This is a genomic window from Paracidovorax wautersii, assembly GCF_900113035.1.
Lineage (GTDB): Bacteria > Pseudomonadota > Gammaproteobacteria > Burkholderiales > Burkholderiaceae_C > Paracidovorax > Paracidovorax wautersii.
In genome coordinates this window covers 24,349-42,430 of record NZ_FONX01000012.1, presented here as the reverse complement: position 1 = coordinate 42,430, position 18,082 = coordinate 24,349, and the positions used below count along the sequence as shown (strand labels likewise).

Here is an 18,082-nt window from a genome sequence, read left to right as displayed (position 1 = left end):
CTGCTCGTCTTTTTCCTTTGAATCCCCCGGGGCGTGCGCGCGGATTCACGCTGCTGGAACTGCTGGTGGTCATCTCCATCATCGCCCTGGCCACCGCCGGCGTGGGCTTCGCCCTGCGCGACAACGGCGACACGCAGCTGCAGCGCGAAGGCGAGCGGCTGGCGGCGCTGCTTGAATCTGCGCGGGCGCAGTCGCGCGCTTCGGGCGTGGCGGTGCGCTGGCGCGGCGGGCCGCAGGGCTTCCGCTTCGACGGGCTGCCGGCCGGCACCAAGATGCCCACGCAATGGCTGGAACCCACCACCGGCGTCAGCGGCCCGGCCGAGCTGTGGCTGGGGCCGGAGCCGCTCATCGGCGCGCAGCAGGTCGTAATCGTGAGCAGCGCCCACCCGCAGCGGGCCGTGCGCGTGGCCACCGACGGGCTGCGGCCCTTCGCCGCGCAGGGCGTGCAGTGATGCTGCGGCGGCGTCCATTCCCCACCGCCCGGCGCGGTGCACGCAACGGCTTCACGCTGATCGAGGTGATGGTGGCGCTGGCCATCGTCGCCATCGCGCTGCTGGCCGGCATGCAGGCCACCTCGGCCCTGACGCGCAACGCCGCGCGCGAGACCGACGTGCTGCTGGCCCACATCTGCGCCGAGAACGAACTGGTGAAGGTGCGCCTGTCGGCCCAGATGCCGTCCATCGGCGACGGCCGCACCACCTGCGAACAGGCGGGCCGCAGCTACGGCGTGCTGGTGATGGTGCTGCCGCTGCCCAACCCGCAGTTCCGCCGCGTGGACGCCCAGGTGTTCGACGGCGACAACTCGGTGCTGCGCGTGTCCACCATCGTCGGAAGGTATTGATGAGCCCCCCCCTGAGGCGCAGCGCGCCTTCGCCCCTCTCTCGCCTCGCTGCGCGATGCGGGAAGGAGGACGCCGCCAGCGCGGCGGGGCGGCCCTTGCGCGGCGGCCGCTGGAACGCGCCGCGCCCGGCGCCGGCCAATGCTGCACGCGGCTTCACGCTGATCGAGCTGATGGTCGCCATCGCGGTGATGGCGCTGATCGCCATCATGAGCTGGCGCGGGCTCGACGGCATGGTGCGGTCGCAGGAGCTGACCCGCCAGCGCACCGACGGCCTGCTGGTGATGCAGACGGCGCTGGCGCAGTGGAAGACCGACCTGGACGCGCTGCAGGCCATCGAAGGCACCCAGCCCATCGCCTGGGACGGCCAGGTGCTGCGCCTCACGCGCCACGGCACGCGCCAGCCCGACGACGGCGCCATGGTGGTGGCCTGGACGCTGCGCGCCGTGGGCAACACCACGCAATGGCTGCGCTGGCAGTCGGGCCCGCTGCGCACGCGCGGCGAGTGGAACGATGCCTGGCAGCACGCCGCGCAATGGGCGCGCACGCCCAGCGAGGCCGACCGCCGCTCCGAAACCGTGCTGATGCCGCTCATGCAGTGGCAGCTCTTCTATTTCCGCGGCGGCGCCTGGTCGAACGCGCAGTCGAGCGCGGGCACACCCGTGGGGCCGCAGGTGCCGGGCGGGCTCTCGCCCGAGGCCGCCAGCGTGCCCGACGGCATCAGCCTGCATCTGATGCTGCCCCCGGGCGGCGCCCTGGCCGGCGGCATGACGATCGACTGGGTGAATCCGCTGCAGGGCGGCAACAAGTCATGAGACTGATGCACCGCCGCCCCTGCTGCCGCGCCGCAAGGCCGCCGATCTGGCGGCGCGCCGCCGCACACGGCACGCAGGCCGGCGCCGCCCTGCTGGCCGCCATGCTCACCGTGACCCTGGTGGCCAGCTTCGCCGCGGCCGCCATGTGGCAGCAGTGGCGCTCGGTGGAGGTCGAAACCGCCGAACGCGCCCGCATCCAGGCGGCGTGGATACTGATCGGCGCGCTGGACTGGTCGCGGCTGATCCTGCGCGAAGACTCGCTCGCGCGCGGCGGCGACGGCACCGACAACCTGACCGAGCCCTGGGCCGTGCCGCTCGAAGAGGCCCGCCTTTCGACCTTCCTCGCGGCCCAGCGCGGCGTAAGCCAGGCGGAAGACGCCAGCACCGACACGGCCAACGCCTTCCTCTCGGGCCAGATCACCGACATGCAGTCGCGCCTGAACCTGCGCAACCTGGCCGCCAACGGCCAGGTGAACCCGGTGGCGCTGCGGCAGTTCACCCGGCTCTTCGAATACCTGGGCCTGCCGATGCAGGAGCTGAACCTGGTCGCACGCGGCATGGTGCAGGCCCAGGTGCTGCACGGCCCGCCCAGCGCATCGGGTGCGGGCACCGCATCGGGCACGGGCACCGGCGCGCCGGCCAGCAGCACGGCGGGCAACGCGGCGAACGCGGGCAGCGCAGGCATCGCCAGCGGCGGCAGCAGCAACAACAACCCCAGCGCGCCGCTGATGCCGCAGACCGTCTCGCAGCTCACCTGGTGGGGGCTGCCGCCGGCCAGCGTGGCGGCGCTCGCGCCCTACGCCACGATCCTGCCGGTGCCCACCCAGGTCAACCTCAACACCGCCAGCGCGGTGGTGCTGTGGGCCAGCATCGACAAGATCGACATGTCCGACGCCCAGCGCCTGGTGCAGGCGCGCGAGGGCCAGCATTTCCGCAGCGAGAGCGACGCCGCCCGGCTGATCGGCAGCCAGGCCGAGCTGACCGCCGCCACGCACAGCGTCTCGTCCAGCTACTTCGAGGTGCGCGGCCGGCTGCGGCTGGGCACGGCGGTGGTGGAGGAACGCTCGCTCGTGCTCAAGCAGCGCGGCATGGTGCGCACCCTCTGGCGCGAGCGCGGCAGCTTCGTGCGCGACAGCGCCGACACGCTGCGCTGACCGGTGTCCCACCCACCCCTCGGGTCTGTCATGGCAGGCCCCTAAAATGGCCCGCGAAACCGATCCATGAGCACCCTCATCCTTACCCTGACCCCGGAGATGCCGGGGCCGTCCACCGAGTACGGCTACACGCTGACCGCCGACGGACACACCGCCCAGCGGAACGCCAGCGCATCGGCCGCCCTGCTGCCCGACCCGGGCCGTGCCGGCGAGACCGTCGCCGTGGTGCCATCGCGCCTGCTGTCGTGGCACCGCGTGACGCTGCCGCAAGGCACCGGCACCCAGGCGCCGCGCCTGCGGGCCGTGCTCGAAGGCCTGCTGGAAGAGCGCGTGCTCGACGACACCGTGCTGCTGCACTTCGCGCTGGAGCCCGGCGCTCGCGCCGGCGAGCCGGCCTGGGTGGCCGTGTGCGACCGGGCCTGGCTGCGCGCCACGCTGCAGGCGCTGGAAGCGGCCGGCCGGCCGGTGTCGCGCGTGGTGCCCGAATTCGCGCCCGGCCCCACCGGCAGCGGCGCGCCCGAATACTTCGCCACCGGCACGCCCGAAGACCCGCAGCTGGTCGTCACCGGCCACGGCGCCGACCAGGCCGTGGTGGTGCTGCTGCTCACCCCCGCCTCGCTGGACTGGGCCGGCGCCACCACCGCGCAGGGTGCAGGCGACCCCGACGCCGCCCCGCCCGCGCCGCTGCGCGCCGAACCCGCCGTGGCCACCCTGGCCGAACGGCTGCTGGGCCGCCCGGCCGAGATCCACACCGCCAGCCAGCGCGCCCTGGCCGCCGCCCGCGGCAGCTGGGACCTGGCCCAGTTCGACCTGGCCAGCAGCGGCCGCACTCGCGCGCTGCGCAAGGCCGGCAGCGCCGCCGGCCTGCTGGCGCGCGCGCCGCAGTGGCGAGCCGCGCGCTGGGCGCTGGGCGTCGTCGTGGTCACGCAGGTGGTGGGGCTCAACGTCTGGGCCTGGCAGGAAAAGCAGGCCCTGGCGGCCAAGGAAGCCGGCGTGCGCAACGCGCTCACCCAGACCTTCCCGCAGGTCAAGGCCGTCGTCGATGCGCCGGTGCAGATGGAACGCGAACTGGCCCAGCTGCGGCAGGCCGCCGGCAGCATGTCGCCGTCGGACCTGGAGCCGCTCATGGCCGCCGCTGGCGCCACCCTGCCCGAAGGGCAGCTGCCCGCCACGCTGGAATATTCCACGGGCGAGCTGCGGCTGCGCGGGCTGGACCTGCCGCCCGAACAGATCGATGCGCTGAACCAGCGTCTGCTGGCGCGCGGCTACGTCGCCAACGACACCAACAACCAGCTGCAGATACGCATGGAGACCGCGCGATGACCGGCAGGACGACCCCACCCGGCAGCGGCGGCAAGAGCGGCGCCAGGAGCGAGAGCAACAGCCCCCAGGCCATGGCCGCCGTGCTGCAGGCGCGCTGGAGGGCGCTGGCCCGGCGCGAGCAGACCCTGGTCATCGCCGCCGGCTCCGTGGTGGCGCTGGCCCTGCTCTGGTGGGTGGCCCTGGCGCCCGCGCTGCAGGTGCTGCGCACCGCCCCCGCCCGCCATGCCGCGCTGGATGCGCAGCTGCAGCACATGCAGTCGCTGCAGGCCGAGGCGCAGCAGCTGCAGAGCGTGCCCCGTGCGCGCAGCGGCGATGCGCTGCGCGCGCTGCAGACCTCGATCGCACAGCAGCTGGGCACCAGCGCGCAGCTGTCTTCGGCAGGCGACCGCGCCACCGTCACCCTCAAGGCCGTGCCGGCCGATGCGCTGGCACGCTGGCTGACGCAAGCCCGTGGCACGACCCGCGCCGTGCCGCTGGAAGCGCGGCTGACGCGCAGCACGGCGGCGGAATCCACGCCCCAGGCCGGCGCCAACGGCCTGCGCCCCGCCACAGCCCTGCCCGGCGCCGCGCCGGCAGCCCCGCAGGCCAGCCCCGCAGCGACCGGCGTGCCGCGCTGGGACGGCACGGTGGTGCTCTCCCTGCCACCGGCCTGAGGCCGGCACCTGCGCTGCCTCAAGCCCGCCCGCTCCTTCGCCGTCTTCATCCATCGTCGCCCCGTGGCCCGCAACTTCTCCTCGCGCAATTCGTCTTCCGCCGGCCTGCCGCGCTCGCCCTGGGGCTGGGCGCTGCTGGGCCTGCTGCTGGGCGCCCTGCCGGCGCTGGCCGTGTTCGCGCCCGCGCGCTGGCTGGCTGCCGGCGTGGCCAGCGCCAGCAGCGGGCAGGTGCAGCTGGCAGAGCCGCGCGGCACCGTGTGGGACGGCTCCGCCCAGCTGCTGCTGACCGGCGGTAGCGGCAGCCAGGACCACGCCACCCTGCCCAGCCGCGTGCAGTGGCGCCTCTGGCCCGCCTGGGCCGGCGTGCGCGCCGAGCTGCGCGCCGACTGCTGCACCACGGCCGGGCCGATCGGCATCGCCGCGCAGGCCGGCTGGAACACCGTGCGCGTGCAGATCGCCGATGGCCGCAGCCAGTGGCCCGCCGCCGTGCTGGCCGGGCTGGGCACGCCCTGGAACACCGTGCAGCCGCAAGGCCGGCTGGCGCTGTCCACCCAGGCGCTGGCGCTGAACTGGACGAACGGCCGCATGCAGCTGGCCGGCTCCGCGCAGCTGGACGCGCTGGACATGTCCTCGCGCCTGTCCACCCTGCGCCCCATGGGCAGCTACCGGCTGGCGCTGGACGGCAAGGGCCCGGCGCCCACGCTCACGCTCTCCACCCTGGGCGGCGCGCTGCTGCTCAAGGGCAGCGGCGAATGGGTGGGCGACCGGCTGCGCTTCACCGGCGAGGCCACGGCCGCGCCCGACCGCGAGGCCGCGCTGGCGAACCTCCTCAACATCATCGGGCGGCGCACCGGCGCGCGCTCCATCATCACCGTGGGTTGACCGAATGAAATCCTTGCCTTCCCCGCGCCTGCATTTCGCTATGAAATTCGTAGCTGCATGCGCGCTCATCGCCTGCGCCAGCGGCCCGCTGAATGCACAGACGGCCATCACCACGAGCACCGGCAGCGTGCGTTCGGGCGAGCCGGTGACGCTGAACTTCGCCAATGCCGACATCGAGGCCGTGGCCCGCACCATGGCCACCATCACCGGCCGCAACGTGGTGGTGGACCCGCGCGTGAAGGGCCAGCTCACGCTGGTGACCGAGCGCCCGGTACCGCCCGCCGCCGCGTTCGACCAGTTCCTCGCCGCGCTCAGGCTGCAGGGCTTCACGGTGGTGGAAGCCGCCGGGCTCTACAAGGTGGTGCCCGAGGCCGACGCCAAGCTGCAGGCCGGCTCGGTCAGCGTCACGCAGGGCAGCTCGGGCCGGGCGCCTTCGGGCGGGCAGATCGTCACGCAGATCTTCAAGCTGAACTTCGAGAACGCGGCCAACCTAGTGCCGGTGCTGCGCCCACTCATCAGCCCCAACAACACCATCAACGTGAACCCGGGCAACAACTCCCTGGTGATCACCGACTACGCCGACAACCTGCAGCGCATCGCGCGCATCATCGCGGCGATGGACGTCTCCAACGCCAGCGACGTGGAGGTGATCCCGCTGCAGAACGCGGTGGCGAGCGAGCTGGCCCCGCTGGTCTCGCGCCTGATCGAAGGCGGCGCCGCCACGCCCACGGCCGCCGTGGCCCAGGGCGCGCCGGTGGCCGGCGGCAGCGAATCGACCTTCCGCACCACGCTGCTGCCCGAGCCGCGCAGCAATTCGCTGATCGTGCGCGCCGCCAATCCGGCGCGGCTGGCGCTGGTGCGCTCGCTGGTCGCCAAGCTGGACCAGCCGGCCGCGCCCGGCTCCAGCGCATCGCACGGCAACATCCACGTCGTCTATCTGAAGAACGCCGACGCCACCAAGCTCGCGGCCACGCTGCGCGCGGCGCTGGCGGCCACGCAGACCGGCACGGGCACGGGCGGCGGCGCCACCTCGGGCGGCTTCACGGCCACCAGCAGCGGCGGCAGCGCCGCGGGCGGCATGTCACAGGTGGGGGGCGCCTTCGGTGGCAATTCCGGCAGCAACAGCATGGGCATGGGCGGCGGCAACTCGGGCGGCGGCCTGGGCAGCAACGCGGGCAGCCTGAATTCGGCCAACAGCAACCAGCCTTCGACCGGCGGGCAGATCCAGGCCGACCCGAGCACCAACTCGCTGATCATCTCGGCGCCCGAGCCGCAGTTCCGCCAGCTGCGCGCCGTCATCGACCAACTGGACGGCCGCCGCGCGCAGGTGCTGGTGGAAAGCCTGATCGTCGAAGTGGCGGCCAACAAGGTGGCCCAGTTCGGCATCCAGTGGCAGACGGTGGCCGGCAACTACGGCAACGGCACCATCGGCGTGCTGGGCACGAACTCCAGCCAGGGCGGCGGCGCCAACATCCTGAACCTAGCGCTGGCAGCGGCCAGCGGCTCGGCCAGCAGCGTGGCCAGCGCCCTGGCCAGCGGCAACGCCACGCCCGGTAACGGCCTGAACGTGGGCGTAGCCCCGCGTATCAACGGCAACTACTACCTGGGCGCGCTGGCGCACTTCCTGGAGAACACGGGCGATGCCAACGTGCTCTCCACCCCCAACCTGCTGACGGTGGACAACGAGGAAGCGCAGATCATCATCGGCAACAACGTGCCCTTCGTGACCGGCTCCTACGCCAACAGCACGGGCGGCGCCACGGTCAACCCGTTCACCACGGTCGAACGCAAGGACGTGGGCCTGATGCTGCGCGTGCGCCCGCAGATCAGCGAGAACGGCACGGTCAAGCTCACGCTCTACCAGGAGGTGTCGCAGGTGGATGCCTCCACCATCGGCAACGCCAACGGCCCTTCCACCAGCAAGCGCTCCATCGAATCGACCGTGCTCGTCAACGACGGCAGCGTGATCGTGCTCGGCGGCCTGCTGGAAGACCGCTACGCCATGGGCCAGGACAAGGTGCCGCTGATGGGCGACCTGCCGCTGGTGGGCGGCCTGTTCCGCAACGAGAACCGCTCGCGCCGCAAGACCAACCTGATGGTCTTCCTGCGCCCGGTGGTGATCCGCGACACGGCCACCAGCGACGCGCTGGTGCAGGACCGCTACGAGGCCATCCGCGCGCTGCAGCAGGTCACCCAGCCCGCGCCCAGCGCGGTGATGGGCAGCGTCTCGGCCGCGCCGGTGCTGCCGCCGCTGCAGCAGCCGCAAGCCCCCGCCACGCCGGGCAGCCCGCGCCCCGCGCCCCCCGGGCCGCTGATCGTGCCGCTGCAGACCGAGTCCATCCCGCTGACGCCCGCCCCCGCGCCGGCGCCCGCCGTGGGCAACAACCCCTACAGCCCGCAGTAAGCCTGCCGCCCGCCGCAAGAACCGCCCCACGATGCGCCACCCCCTGCCCTACGCCTTCGCGCGATCGACGCAACTCCTGCTGGAGGACGACGGCCAGAGCCTGCTGCTCTGGCACGGCCTCGCGCCCGATGCGGGCGCGCTGTCGGAGGTGCTGCGCAAGTACCCCGCCGTGCGCGAGCTGATGCCGCTCGACGCGCCCGCGCTGGCCCAGCGCATCAGCGCGGCCTATTCGCAGAACGAATCCAGCGCCGCCATGGTGGTGAGCGAGGTCGAGAGCGACGCCGACCTCTCGCGCATGATGCAGGAGCTGCCGGCGGTCGAGGACCTGCTGGAATCGGCCGGCGACGCGCCGATCATCCGCATGCTGAACGCGCTGCTCACGCAGGCCGCGCGCGACGGCGCGAGCGACATCCACATCGAGCCCTACGAGCGGCATTCGAGCGTGCGCTTCCGCGTCGATGGCTCGCTGCGCGAGGTGGTGCAGCCCAACCGGGCGCTGCATGCCGCGCTGATCTCGCGCCTGAAGATCATGGCGGACCTGGACATCTCCGAAAAGCGCCTGCCGCAGGACGGCCGCATCAGCCTGCGCCTGGGAACGCGGGCCATCGACGTGCGCGTCTCCACCCTGCCCAGCGCCCACGGCGAGCGCGCCGTGCTGCGCCTTCTGGACAAGACGCAGACCAAGCTCACGCTGGAATCGGTGGGCATGCAGGGCGACACGCTCTCGCGCTTCGAGCATCTCATCACCCAGCCGCACGGCATCATCCTCGTGACCGGGCCCACGGGCTCGGGCAAGTCCACCACGCTCTACGCGGCGCTGCAGCGCATGGACGCCACGCAGGGCAACATCATGACGGTGGAAGACCCCATCGAATACGAGCTGCCGGGCGTGGGCCAGACGCAGGTCAACGCCAAGATCGACCTGACCTTCGCCAAGGCGCTGCGCGCCATCCTCCGGCAGGACCCGGACGTGATCATGATCGGCGAAATCCGCGATTTCGAGACCGCGCAGATCGCCATCCAGGCCTCGCTCACCGGCCACCTGGTGCTGGCCACGCTGCACACCAACGACGCGGCCAGCGCCATCACCCGCCTGACCGACATGGGGGTGGAGCCCTTCCTGCTGTCGAGCTCGCTGCTCGGCGTGCTGGCCCAGCGGCTGGTGCGCAAGCTGGACGCCGGCGACCCCACGGGCTACCGAGGCCGCACCGGCGTCTTCGAGCTGCTGGTGGTGGACGACGCCATCCGCGAGCAGATCCACAACCAGTCGGCCGAGGCCGACATCCGCGCCGCCGCCCTGGCCCGCGGCATGCGCCTGATGCGCGAGGACGGCGAACGCCTGGTGCAGGCCGGCATCACCAGCCAGGAAGAAGTGCTGCGCGTGACGCGGGACTGATCGGCCAGAGCCGCCGCGTCCTGGCGGCAGCCAGCCCTGCGGGCGGGCGCCATGGAGCGCCATGGAGCGCCAAAACAACAGTAGTAGCGATGTCACGGAGATGGCGTCATGATATGCCGCCGCTATCGGCTCCATAAAAATCAACGACTACTACTACTGGAGGATTCACATGGCTGTATCGCCCGTTTCATCGCGCCTGCCCGCTCACACCGGAAGGAGCCTGATCACCGCCGCCGTGATCGCACTATTGGCCGCATGCGGAGGTGGAGGAGGTAGCGCAAGCGGAGGTGGCGCGGGAGCGGGCGCAGGCACCGGTTCCGGCGGCGGCCAGCCTTCGAGCCCCGGCGGCGGAACGCCCGTGGCGGCTTCCAGCTATACGTTTTCCGGCACCGCCGCCACCGGCGCCGCCTTCGAGGGCGGCGTGGTGACCGTCATCGACGCCAGCGGCGCGGTGGTCGGCACCAGCGGCACGCTCGGAGCCGACGGCAAATACACGGTGACCATCGCCGCGACGGCCAAGGCGCCTTTCGTGATCGTGGCGGCCCGCAGCGCCGCCAGCGGCGAGACCGAAAAACTCGTCAGCGTCAGCGCTGGCCCCGGCAACCAGACCATCAACGTCACGCCCGTCACCACGCTGATCGCGGCGCGCCTGAGCGCCTCGGGCAACCCCGAGAACCTGGCCGCGGAACTGGCCAGCGGTGCTGCCGCCCTGACGGCGGCCAAGCTGCAGGACAAGGCCACGGAGATCCAGGGCGTGCTGGCCCCGGTGCTGTCGGCAGCCGGCGTGGGTTCGGTCAATCCGCTCAGCGATGCCTTCAGCGTCAACGGCACCGGCTACGACCGCCTGCTCGACTCGCTGCTGGTCAGCATCACGCCGGCCTCGGACACCAGCTCCAACATCGAGGTGGGCGTGCGCCAGCAGGTCAGCTCCAGCGGTGCGGCGCCCGTCTCCGTGCGCTTCAGCAGCAACGCCTCCGCCCTGCCCCCGCTGCCCTCCTCCACCACCTACGCGCTGGTGGAAGAAGGCACGACCGCCAAGATCTCCGCACTGCTCGACACCCTCACGGCCTGCTACGCCCTGCCCACCACGCAGCGGGTCAGCAGCCCGGTCAGCAACGGCGTGGCCACGGGCGATGCCAGCGCCGTGGTGGCCGCCAACTGCAAGGCGGCCTTCCTGGGCAACAACCCGGCCGGCTACCTCAGCAACGGCTCGCGCGTGGGCCGCAACGACAGCAATAGCGGCGCATTCGCCAGCCTCTTCCGCGACAGCGCCACGGGCACCAGGTTCCTCCAGGGGCGCTACGAATACACGCGCGCCAACGGCGATCTCATCATCGCCTACAAGCAGCTCGATACCCAGAACGCGGAGTTCTACGACACCCTCGTGGTCCGCAAGGACACGGACGGCAAGCTGCGCCTGATCGGCAACCAGTTCAGCTATTCGGGCGGCGTGTCGCCCTTCCACCAGCTGCGCGTGTTCCCGACGCTGAACCAGTCCGCCTACAGCTACCTGAGCACGGGCTACACGCTGACCGTCAACAACGAAACCGAACAGGTCAACGGCCAGACGCTGCTCAAGTTCGATCGCGTGGAGGTCGCCACGCCCTTCGGCACCAAGCTCACGCTGTGGCCGGACGCCAACTATTCCACGCTCAACTTCAAGCGCACGAATGGCCGCGTCTCGGGCACCAACGTGGTCAAGCTGGGGGCTGCATTCGTGGCGGCCAATGCCCCGGTGCAGTCGCCCGCAGCCGGCATCGATCCCAGCATGTACTTCGCCGACCCGCTGTTCACGGACGCGGCGCTCGCCGGCTACGCCGCACAGAGCACCTGGACGTTCAGCTACTTCCTGCGTGGCAATTCCAGCACGACGGCGGACGCCGTGCAGGTCTATCGCACGCGGGCCCGGGCGCTCACCATCGGCGAGCTGAAGAAGCAGAACTTCCCGGTGCTGAACCCGGCCTTCATGCAGACCGCGTTCGGCGCCAGCGCCGGCATCCCCACCACCGGCCCCGTGCAAGGCAGCGTGCCCCTCTACAACGCGGCGACCGGCCCGCAGATGGCCTTGGTCGAGGTCAAGGGTGCAGACGCCTGGACGCTGCCCGCCGGGGCCGTGCCGCCGACGACGGTGTCGGTGTACGGCAGCTACGCGCCCCAGTCTTCCGTGCTGTTCAACTTCAACGACTCGGTCCGCGTGCCAAGCGTGGCGGCATCGGCCCGCAAAGCCGCCGTGCCCTGCTCGCCCCCTGCGACCAGCGGCAACGGCCAGTGCGCAGACCGCACGTCGGGCAACTACGGCCAGGGCGCCTACATGACCGGCTTGCAGCTGACCGGCACTGCGTCGAACGGGCGGCAATTCGCCACCCACTACGGCACCTACCGGCTGAACCTGTCGAACTGAGAAGGCCGCACCCTTCTTGCCCGCGCATCGGCTGCCGGCATGGGTTCGCATCCCTGCCGGCAGCCGGGGCGGTGCATCGCCAGATGGCACGCCCCTCCCACGGGCAGCGGAGCTGGCGGGCTGCCCGGAAGATCCTTCGACAGGCGCTCAATCAATCCATCGCCTCGTGCAGCAGCGCCACCAGCTGCGCGACGCTGGAGATCTCCAGGCGCGCATAGATCGACTTGATCTGGTTGCGCACCGTGGCGGGCGACCGGCCCAGCTGGCGCGCCACTTCCTTGTGGGTGAGGCCACGCGCCAGCAGCCAGGCCACCTGGTGCTCGCGCGGCGACAGCCCATCCACCGCGCAGCGTGGCCGGGCCTTCAAGAAGAGCAGTCCATGTTCCGCATGGCAGCGCACCACCAGGGTCCGGCCGGCATGCCGCAGGTGCCCCGCGCGCAAGGCCTGCATCAACGGCTCGGGCAGGCGCGCCATCGACGATGCCCGTGCTCCCGGCCACTCTCGCGCCGCCAGCTCGCCGAACAGCGGCGTGGCGTGATAGACCATGCCGCGCAGATCGGCCACGGCCTGCGCGCGGCCTGCCGCAGGGGGCTGCTGCCCGGCCTCCGGCATGGGCATCACCCGGTCGAAATGCCGCACGCGGTTGTAGCCCATGGCCTGTTGCAGATGCGGGGCCACCGCGGCCAGCAGGCTGCGTTCGGTCTCGGTGCAGTGGGCCGCCTCGTGGGCACGATAGAGCGTGACCCACTGCACCAGGCCACTGGCCGGATTCATCTCGGAGCTGATGAAGAAATGCCGCATATCGAAACGCTGGCCGTGCGCCCGGATGGCTTTTTGCTGCGGCGCGGCGAACTCCACATCGCGGTCGAACGCCCGGGTCGCTCGCACCAGCCCCTCCAGGGAGGCGGCGGCCGAATCCAGATGCTTGACCTCTTCGTAGTCCGCCAGCATGTCGGGCGGCTGCCGGTGCAGGTGCAGCGTGTGGATCTGGATGCCGGCCCCCTCAGCCCCCGGCGTGGCCGAGCCCCACATGGACGAATCGAAGGGCAGCACGCGCCGCAAGGCGTCGAGCGCCTCGTCCTGGAAGGCCTGCAGCGGCTGCTCGTGCGACAGCCGATAGACGTGCAGCAGCAGGTCTGAGAAGTCCTCGAATCCCGACAGGTTCGCCATTTCCCCTCCACAGGCAGTGCATGACGCCAGCGCCCCCATCCAGCAGGGCGATAGTGCATTTGCATCATTTATGAATGGATCGTAGCGATTTACTTTCGGGGCACGAAAAACAAACCTCGGGACCCTTCCATGACAGCCTTCTCCTATTCCCCCTCGGCACTGCCGCCCCGGTTCGGCAAGAGCCTGATGTCCACCGGCGTGCTCGCCCTGCTGGCCGCCTGCGGCGGGGGCAGTGGCAGCAACGACGGCGGCAGCGGCAACACCGGCGGCGGCAACCCCTCGCCGTCGAGCCCCGCGGCCATTTCGCTGAGCGGCACGGTGGTCGCCGACCAGGCCCTGAGCAATGTGCTGGTCTGCGCCGACCTGAACGGCAATCAGGCCTGCGATGCGAACGAGCCCAAGGCCGCCGCAGCCACCGGGGCCGACGGCCGATATGCCCTGACCTACCAGCCGGCCGACGACGCGGCAGCCCGTGCCTTCCGCGCCGCGCCCCTGCTGGCCCAGGTGGGTACCAGCGCAGTGGATGCAGGTGATCCCGACCCCATCAGCAGCGCCTTCGTGCTCTCCGCCCCGGCAGGCAAGGGCGGCGGCCAGATCTCGCCCCTGACCACGCTGGTGCAGAAAGCCGTGGCAGGCGGCCTGCCGCTCGCCGACGCCGAGGCGGCCGTCGCACAGCAGCTCGCAGTGCCCGTCGCCAAGCTCTACGACTACCAGGGCGATGCGCGCTCTGCCGACGCGGTACTGCCCGACACCGCGCGCACGGCCGCCAAGCTGACGGCCCTCGCACTGCAGATGGGCGGCGTGTTGAACACGGTGGCCGTGAACGCCACGGCCGCGGCCTCGTCTTCGCAAGGCTCGCTGGCCTACACCGACGCGCAGAACTGGCGCCTGGCCGTGCGCGATTCCGACGGCACCGTGGATGCCAATGGCAACACCCAGCAATTCGAACGCCGCAGCGGCATGTCGGCTGGCGCCGCCCTGTCCGCCGCACAGCTCTATCCCACGCCCGCATCGGTGACGCTGACCGACACAGGCTGGAACCGCTGCGACGGCACGCCCCCGCGCCTGAACACGCGCGGCTCGCCCTCCCGCACGCGCTACTGCGACGGTGCCACCCGCTTCTACAGCGTGACGGTGGCCGAGCAGGACGTCTCCGGCAAGCCCATGGCCGATGTGGCCGCGCAGATGCAGGCGGGCAACAGCCAGCTCAGCGGCAACGGCTTCCAGCAGACAGCGACGCTGACCATGGCATCGGTGGCGCCGCTGGGCAGCGCGACCTTCCCTGCGGGCTCCGTGCTGCGCACCAACGTGAGCGCACAGCTCAACCAGGCGATCACCATCAACAACACGGCCACCGACCTGCTGGCAGGCGGCGCCTTCACCACGCTGGAAGCGCTGATTGCCGGGCGGCCGGCTTCGGCGGTCAACCTGGCCACCGCCGGAGGCACGCTGCCGCTGGGCATCCAGGATGACACGCACTCGCTGCGCGCGGCCTTCGTCGATGGCAGCACGCTGCAGATCTACCGCTGCAACGCCACGGCGCCCAACTACAGCGACTCGAACAACTGCACCGCGCTGTCCCAAAACGCCTATTCCATCGATACCTCGGGCGGTGGCGTGCGGCTGCTGAGGATCGCGAACTTCCCGCTCACCTCGCCGAACCAGCTGCGCGGCTATACCGAGTACAACGGCGGCGTCTATCAGTACCGCCAGCCGCGCCCCGCGACGAAGGAGGAGCAGGTACTGAGCTATACGGTGCGGCTGAACAATGCGGGCTGGGCCGCCTTCAGGAACCAGCTGGGGCTCTGAGCACATCTTGACGATCCCGGTCCGGTCCGCGCAATGCCGCCCGGACCGGGATGCCGGGCTCAAGTCCCGTCACCAGCATGGATATGGCTCGGCGCCCACAATGGCTGCATGACTTCTTCCATCACGCACCTGCCCGCCCTCTCCATGCTCGACCTGGTGACCGTGCGCGAAGGCGCCACCGTCGCCCAGGCGCTGGCCCTGGCCGTGCGCACCGCGCAGCATGTGGAAAGCCTGGGCTTCACCCGCTACTGGATGGCCGAGCATCACAACATGCCCGGCATCGCCAGTTCCGCCACGGCCGTGCTGATCGGCCATGTGGCGGGCGCCACGCAGAGCATCCGCGTGGGCTCGGGCGGCATCATGCTGCCCAACCATGCGCCGCTGGTGGTCGCCGAGGCCTTCGGCACGCTGGCCGAGCTGTATCCGGGCCGCATCGACCTGGGCCTGGGCCGCGCGCCGGGCACCGACGGCCCGACCATGCGCGCCCTGCGCCGCGACCGGGTGGAGTCCGAGCAGGACTTCCCGCGCGACGTGGCCGAGCTGCAGCGCCTGCTGGGGCCCGCAGAGCCGGGCCAGCGCATCACCGCCGTGCCGGGCGCGGACACCAACGTGCCGATCTGGCTGCTGGGCTCCAGCCTCTTCTCGGCGCAGCTCGCGGCCGAAAAGGGGTTGCCCTATGCCTTCGCGTCGCACTTCGCGCCGCGCATGCTGCACCAGGCCATCGACATCTACCGCCGGCTGTTCCGGCCCTCGGCCACCCTGCAACGGCCTTACGTGGCCATCGGCGTGCCGGTGATCGCCGCGCCCACCGACGAAGAGGCCGACTACCTCGCCAGCAGCACCTACCAGCGCGTGCTGGGCATCCTCACCGGCCAGCGCGGCCTGCTGCGCCCGCCGGTGCAGGGCTATGCGCAGTCGCTGCAGCCGCAGGAGCGCGCCGCGATCGGCGACTTCCTCGCCGCCGGCGTGGTGGGCGGGCCCGAGACGGTGCGCGAGGGCTTCGCCGAACTGGCGCGTGCCACCGAGGCCGATGAATTCATCCTGGTGAGCGACGTGTATGACGGCGATCTGCGCCTGCGTTCGCTGGAGATCGCGGCAGCGGCCCATGCCTCGCTGGGCGCCGCGGCGCCTGCGGCGGCGGCTGCGGCCTGAGAACGTGTTTACGATCTCCCAGGGGTCGCGCAGCTACGTCGGCGGGATGGGATGCAAGGCGCGGTGCGCAGTGGATAGCACGGCTATCCACAAGCGCCGCAACGCCGCAGACCGCCCGCCGACGTAGCTGCCCTTCGGGTTGGAGCGAAATCGGGCGATTGGACGCCCCGGCTGCTTGCATGGGCATGAGTCCATGCGGCGCATCCGAGGCATCCACTCATCCCGATTGCGCTCCAACGCGATCCCCTGCGAGATCGTAAACACGTTCTGAGCGCCGGGCGCACGCCCGGCCAGCACCTATCGATTCAGCTCAACGCCCGCCGCCGCGCAGCGTGCGGCTGAGCAGCATCACCGGCACCAGCCCCACGGCCACCAGCGCCAGCGAAGGCAGCGCGGCTTCGCCCAGGCGCTCGTCGCGCGCCAGCTGGTAGGCGACCACGGCCAGGGTGTCGCTGTTGAAGGGCCGCAGCACCATGGTGGCGGGCAGCTCCTTCATCACATCGACGAAGACCAGCAGCGCCGCGGCCGCGGTGGAGCGCTTGAGCAGCGGCGCATGCACGCGCAGCATCAGCCCCAGGCTGCCCACACCCAGCATGCGGGCGGAATCGTCCAGGCTGGGCGGAATGCGCGCATAGCCGCTTTGCACCGACTGCAGCGCCACCGCGCAAAAGCGCACCAGATAGGCCCAGACGATGCCCACGGCCGTGGAGGTGATGAGCGCGGGCAGCCCCCAGCCGGGCGCCGCCGCCTGCAGCCAGCCCACGGGCAGCAGCAGGCCCACGACGATGACCGCACCCGGCACGGCGTAGCCCAGGCTGGCCAGCTGCACCACGCCACGCGTGAGCGCGGAGGGACTGCGCCGCACGGCGAAGGCCAGCGCCAGCGCGATGGCCACGGCCAGCACGGCGGTGATGGCGCCCAGGCGCACGCTGTGGCCGGCCCATTCCACGAAACGCCCCCAGGGCAGCACCGACCAGTCGGCCGCCAGCGGGCGCAGCATGAAGGCCACCGGCAGCACGAAGCCTGCGAGCACCGGCAACAGGCAGACCACCCAGGCCGCCGCGCAGCGCCAGCCCCGCAGGCGTTGCGGCTGCGCCTCGGCCGAGCCGGCGCGCCCGGCGCTGCCGGTGGCAAAGCGCATGCGGCGCTGGGCGCGCAGCTCCAGCTGCAGCAGCGCCACGACCAGCACCAGCAGCATGGTGGCCAGCTGCGCCGCGGCCAGCCGGTTGTCCATGGACAGCCAGGCCTTGTAGATGCCGGTGGTGAAGGTCTGGATGCCGAAGTAGCTGGCCACGCCGAAGTCGGCCAGCGTCTCCATCAGCACCAGCGCCACGCCCGCCGCCACGGCCGGGCGCGCCAGCGGCAGCGCCACCATGCGGATGCGGCGGGCCAGCGGCGCGCCCAGCAGGCGCGCGGCCTCCATCAGGTGCGCGGCACGCTCGCCCAGCGCGGTGCGCGCCAGCAGATAGACATAGGGGTAGAGCGAGAAGATGAACACCCACACCGCGCCGCCCAGGCTGCGCACCTCGGGCAGGAGCCGCCCTTCGAGCCCGAAGCTCGCGCGCAGCCACACCTGCAGCGGGCCGCTGAACTGCAGGAAGTCGGTGTAAGCATAGGCCGTCACATAGGCCGGCATGGCGAGGGGCAGGAGCAGCAGCCACTCCATGCTGCGCCGGCCACGGAAGTCGAACAGCGTGACGGCTGCCGCCGTGGCCGTGCCCACCACCGCCGCGCCCAGCGCCACGGCCAGGCCCAGCCACAGCGTGGTGGCGACGTAGCCCGGCAGCACGGTGGCAGCCATCTCGCGCAGGATGGCACCGGCCGCCTCGCCGCCCGCCCCCCAGGGCAGCCATGCGCCCAGCACGGCCAGCACCGGCAGGGTGAGCAGCGCGGCGAGGGCGATGAGCGGCAGGGAGCGCAGTGCGGAGCGGAGCGGAGCCAAGGAGCGGGCCGGTGAAGCGATGGGGAAGATGGCGGAAGCCGCAGGCGCGGCCCGGGGCGGGGTACAGCAGGCCCGCCAGGCGGCAAGCCACCGCGGCGGCGCTGAGAATGCGAATTCTACGCATCCATGCCTTCTAGAATCC

At 71.5% G+C, this 18,082-nt stretch carries 14 protein-coding genes; 12 read left to right on the top strand and 2 right to left on the bottom strand.

Features of this window, described 5'->3' with window-relative positions; all coding sequences use genetic code 11:
- Window positions 1–17 precede the first annotated feature (17 nt).
- From BM070_RS16555 to BM070_RS16510, 10 genes are all read left to right on the top strand, one after another.
- Complete coding sequence (locus tag BM070_RS16555; RefSeq protein WP_245785262.1) at window positions 18–452, top strand: pilus assembly FimT family protein; 435 nt, start codon at window positions 18–20, stop codon at window positions 450–452.
- A complete protein-coding gene (gspI, locus tag BM070_RS16550) occupies window positions 452–841 on the top strand; it encodes a type II secretion system minor pseudopilin GspI (RefSeq protein WP_092940447.1) in 390 nt (129 codons plus the stop codon). Before BM070_RS16555 ends, gspI begins: the two co-directional genes overlap by 1 nt.
- A 170-nt stretch (window positions 842–1,011) precedes the next feature.
- A complete protein-coding gene (locus BM070_RS16545) occupies window positions 1,012–1,653 on the top strand; it encodes a PulJ/GspJ family protein (protein ID WP_245785270.1) in 642 nt (213 codons plus the stop codon).
- On the top strand, window positions 1,650–2,807 hold the full coding sequence (gene gspK, locus BM070_RS16540) for a type II secretion system minor pseudopilin GspK (protein ID WP_353615609.1): 1,158 nt from the start codon (window positions 1,650–1,652) through the stop codon (window positions 2,805–2,807). The genes BM070_RS16545 and gspK overlap by 4 nt, the downstream gene beginning before the upstream one ends.
- A 66-nt stretch (window positions 2,808–2,873) precedes the next feature.
- Window positions 2,874–4,130 carry a type II secretion system protein GspL gene (gspL, locus tag BM070_RS16535; RefSeq protein ID WP_092940444.1) on the top strand — a complete coding sequence of 419 codons (1,257 nt, stop codon included), beginning with the start codon at window positions 2,874–2,876 and terminating at the stop codon, window positions 4,128–4,130.
- On the top strand, window positions 4,127–4,783 hold the full coding sequence (locus BM070_RS16530) for a type II secretion system protein M (RefSeq protein WP_092940443.1): 657 nt from the start codon (window positions 4,127–4,129) through the stop codon (window positions 4,781–4,783). Before gspL ends, BM070_RS16530 begins: the two co-directional genes overlap by 4 nt.
- Window positions 4,784–4,846: 63 nt before the next feature.
- A complete protein-coding gene (locus tag BM070_RS16525; protein ID WP_245785261.1) occupies window positions 4,847–5,665 on the top strand; it encodes a type II secretion system protein N in 819 nt (272 codons plus the stop codon).
- Between the two features lie 4 nt (window positions 5,666–5,669).
- Window positions 5,670–8,069: a type II secretion system secretin GspD gene (gene gspD, locus BM070_RS16520; RefSeq protein WP_092940442.1), complete on the top strand. Its 2,400-nt coding sequence runs from the start codon at window positions 5,670–5,672 to the stop codon at window positions 8,067–8,069.
- 31 nt (window positions 8,070–8,100) lie between these two features.
- Entirely contained in the window at window positions 8,101–9,465 is a 1,365-nt protein-coding gene (locus BM070_RS16515) for a GspE/PulE family protein (RefSeq protein WP_092940441.1), read from the top strand.
- A gap of 358 nt (window positions 9,466–9,823) precedes the next feature.
- Window positions 9,824–11,866, top strand: a complete 2,043-nt coding sequence (locus tag BM070_RS16510) for an Ig-like domain-containing protein (protein ID WP_092940440.1) — start codon at window positions 9,824–9,826, stop codon at window positions 11,864–11,866.
- 151 nt (window positions 11,867–12,017) lie between these two features.
- Here the strand turns inward: BM070_RS16510 and BM070_RS16505 are convergent, their stop codons facing one another.
- On the bottom strand, window positions 12,018–13,037 hold the full coding sequence (locus tag BM070_RS16505; RefSeq protein ID WP_092940439.1) for a helix-turn-helix transcriptional regulator: 1,020 nt from the start codon (window positions 13,035–13,037) through the stop codon (window positions 12,018–12,020).
- Window positions 13,038–13,166: 129 nt separating this feature from the next.
- On the opposite strand from BM070_RS16505, the gene BM070_RS16500 reads away from it, so the two are divergent.
- The gene (locus BM070_RS16500; protein ID WP_092940438.1) at window positions 13,167–14,846 is read left to right on the top strand and encodes a hypothetical protein; all 1,680 of its coding nucleotides are present in this window, start codon (window positions 13,167–13,169) and stop codon (window positions 14,844–14,846) included.
- 108 nt (window positions 14,847–14,954) lie between these two features.
- Complete coding sequence (locus BM070_RS16495; RefSeq protein ID WP_175518528.1) at window positions 14,955–15,998, top strand: LLM class flavin-dependent oxidoreductase; 1,044 nt, start codon at window positions 14,955–14,957, stop codon at window positions 15,996–15,998.
- 310 nt (window positions 15,999–16,308) lie between these two features.
- Here BM070_RS16495 and BM070_RS16485 read toward each other — a convergent pair whose 3' ends face one another.
- A complete protein-coding gene (locus BM070_RS16485; RefSeq protein ID WP_092940436.1) occupies window positions 16,309–17,940 on the bottom strand; it encodes an ABC transporter permease in 1,632 nt (543 codons plus the stop codon).
- Window positions 17,941–18,082 lie beyond the last annotated feature (142 nt).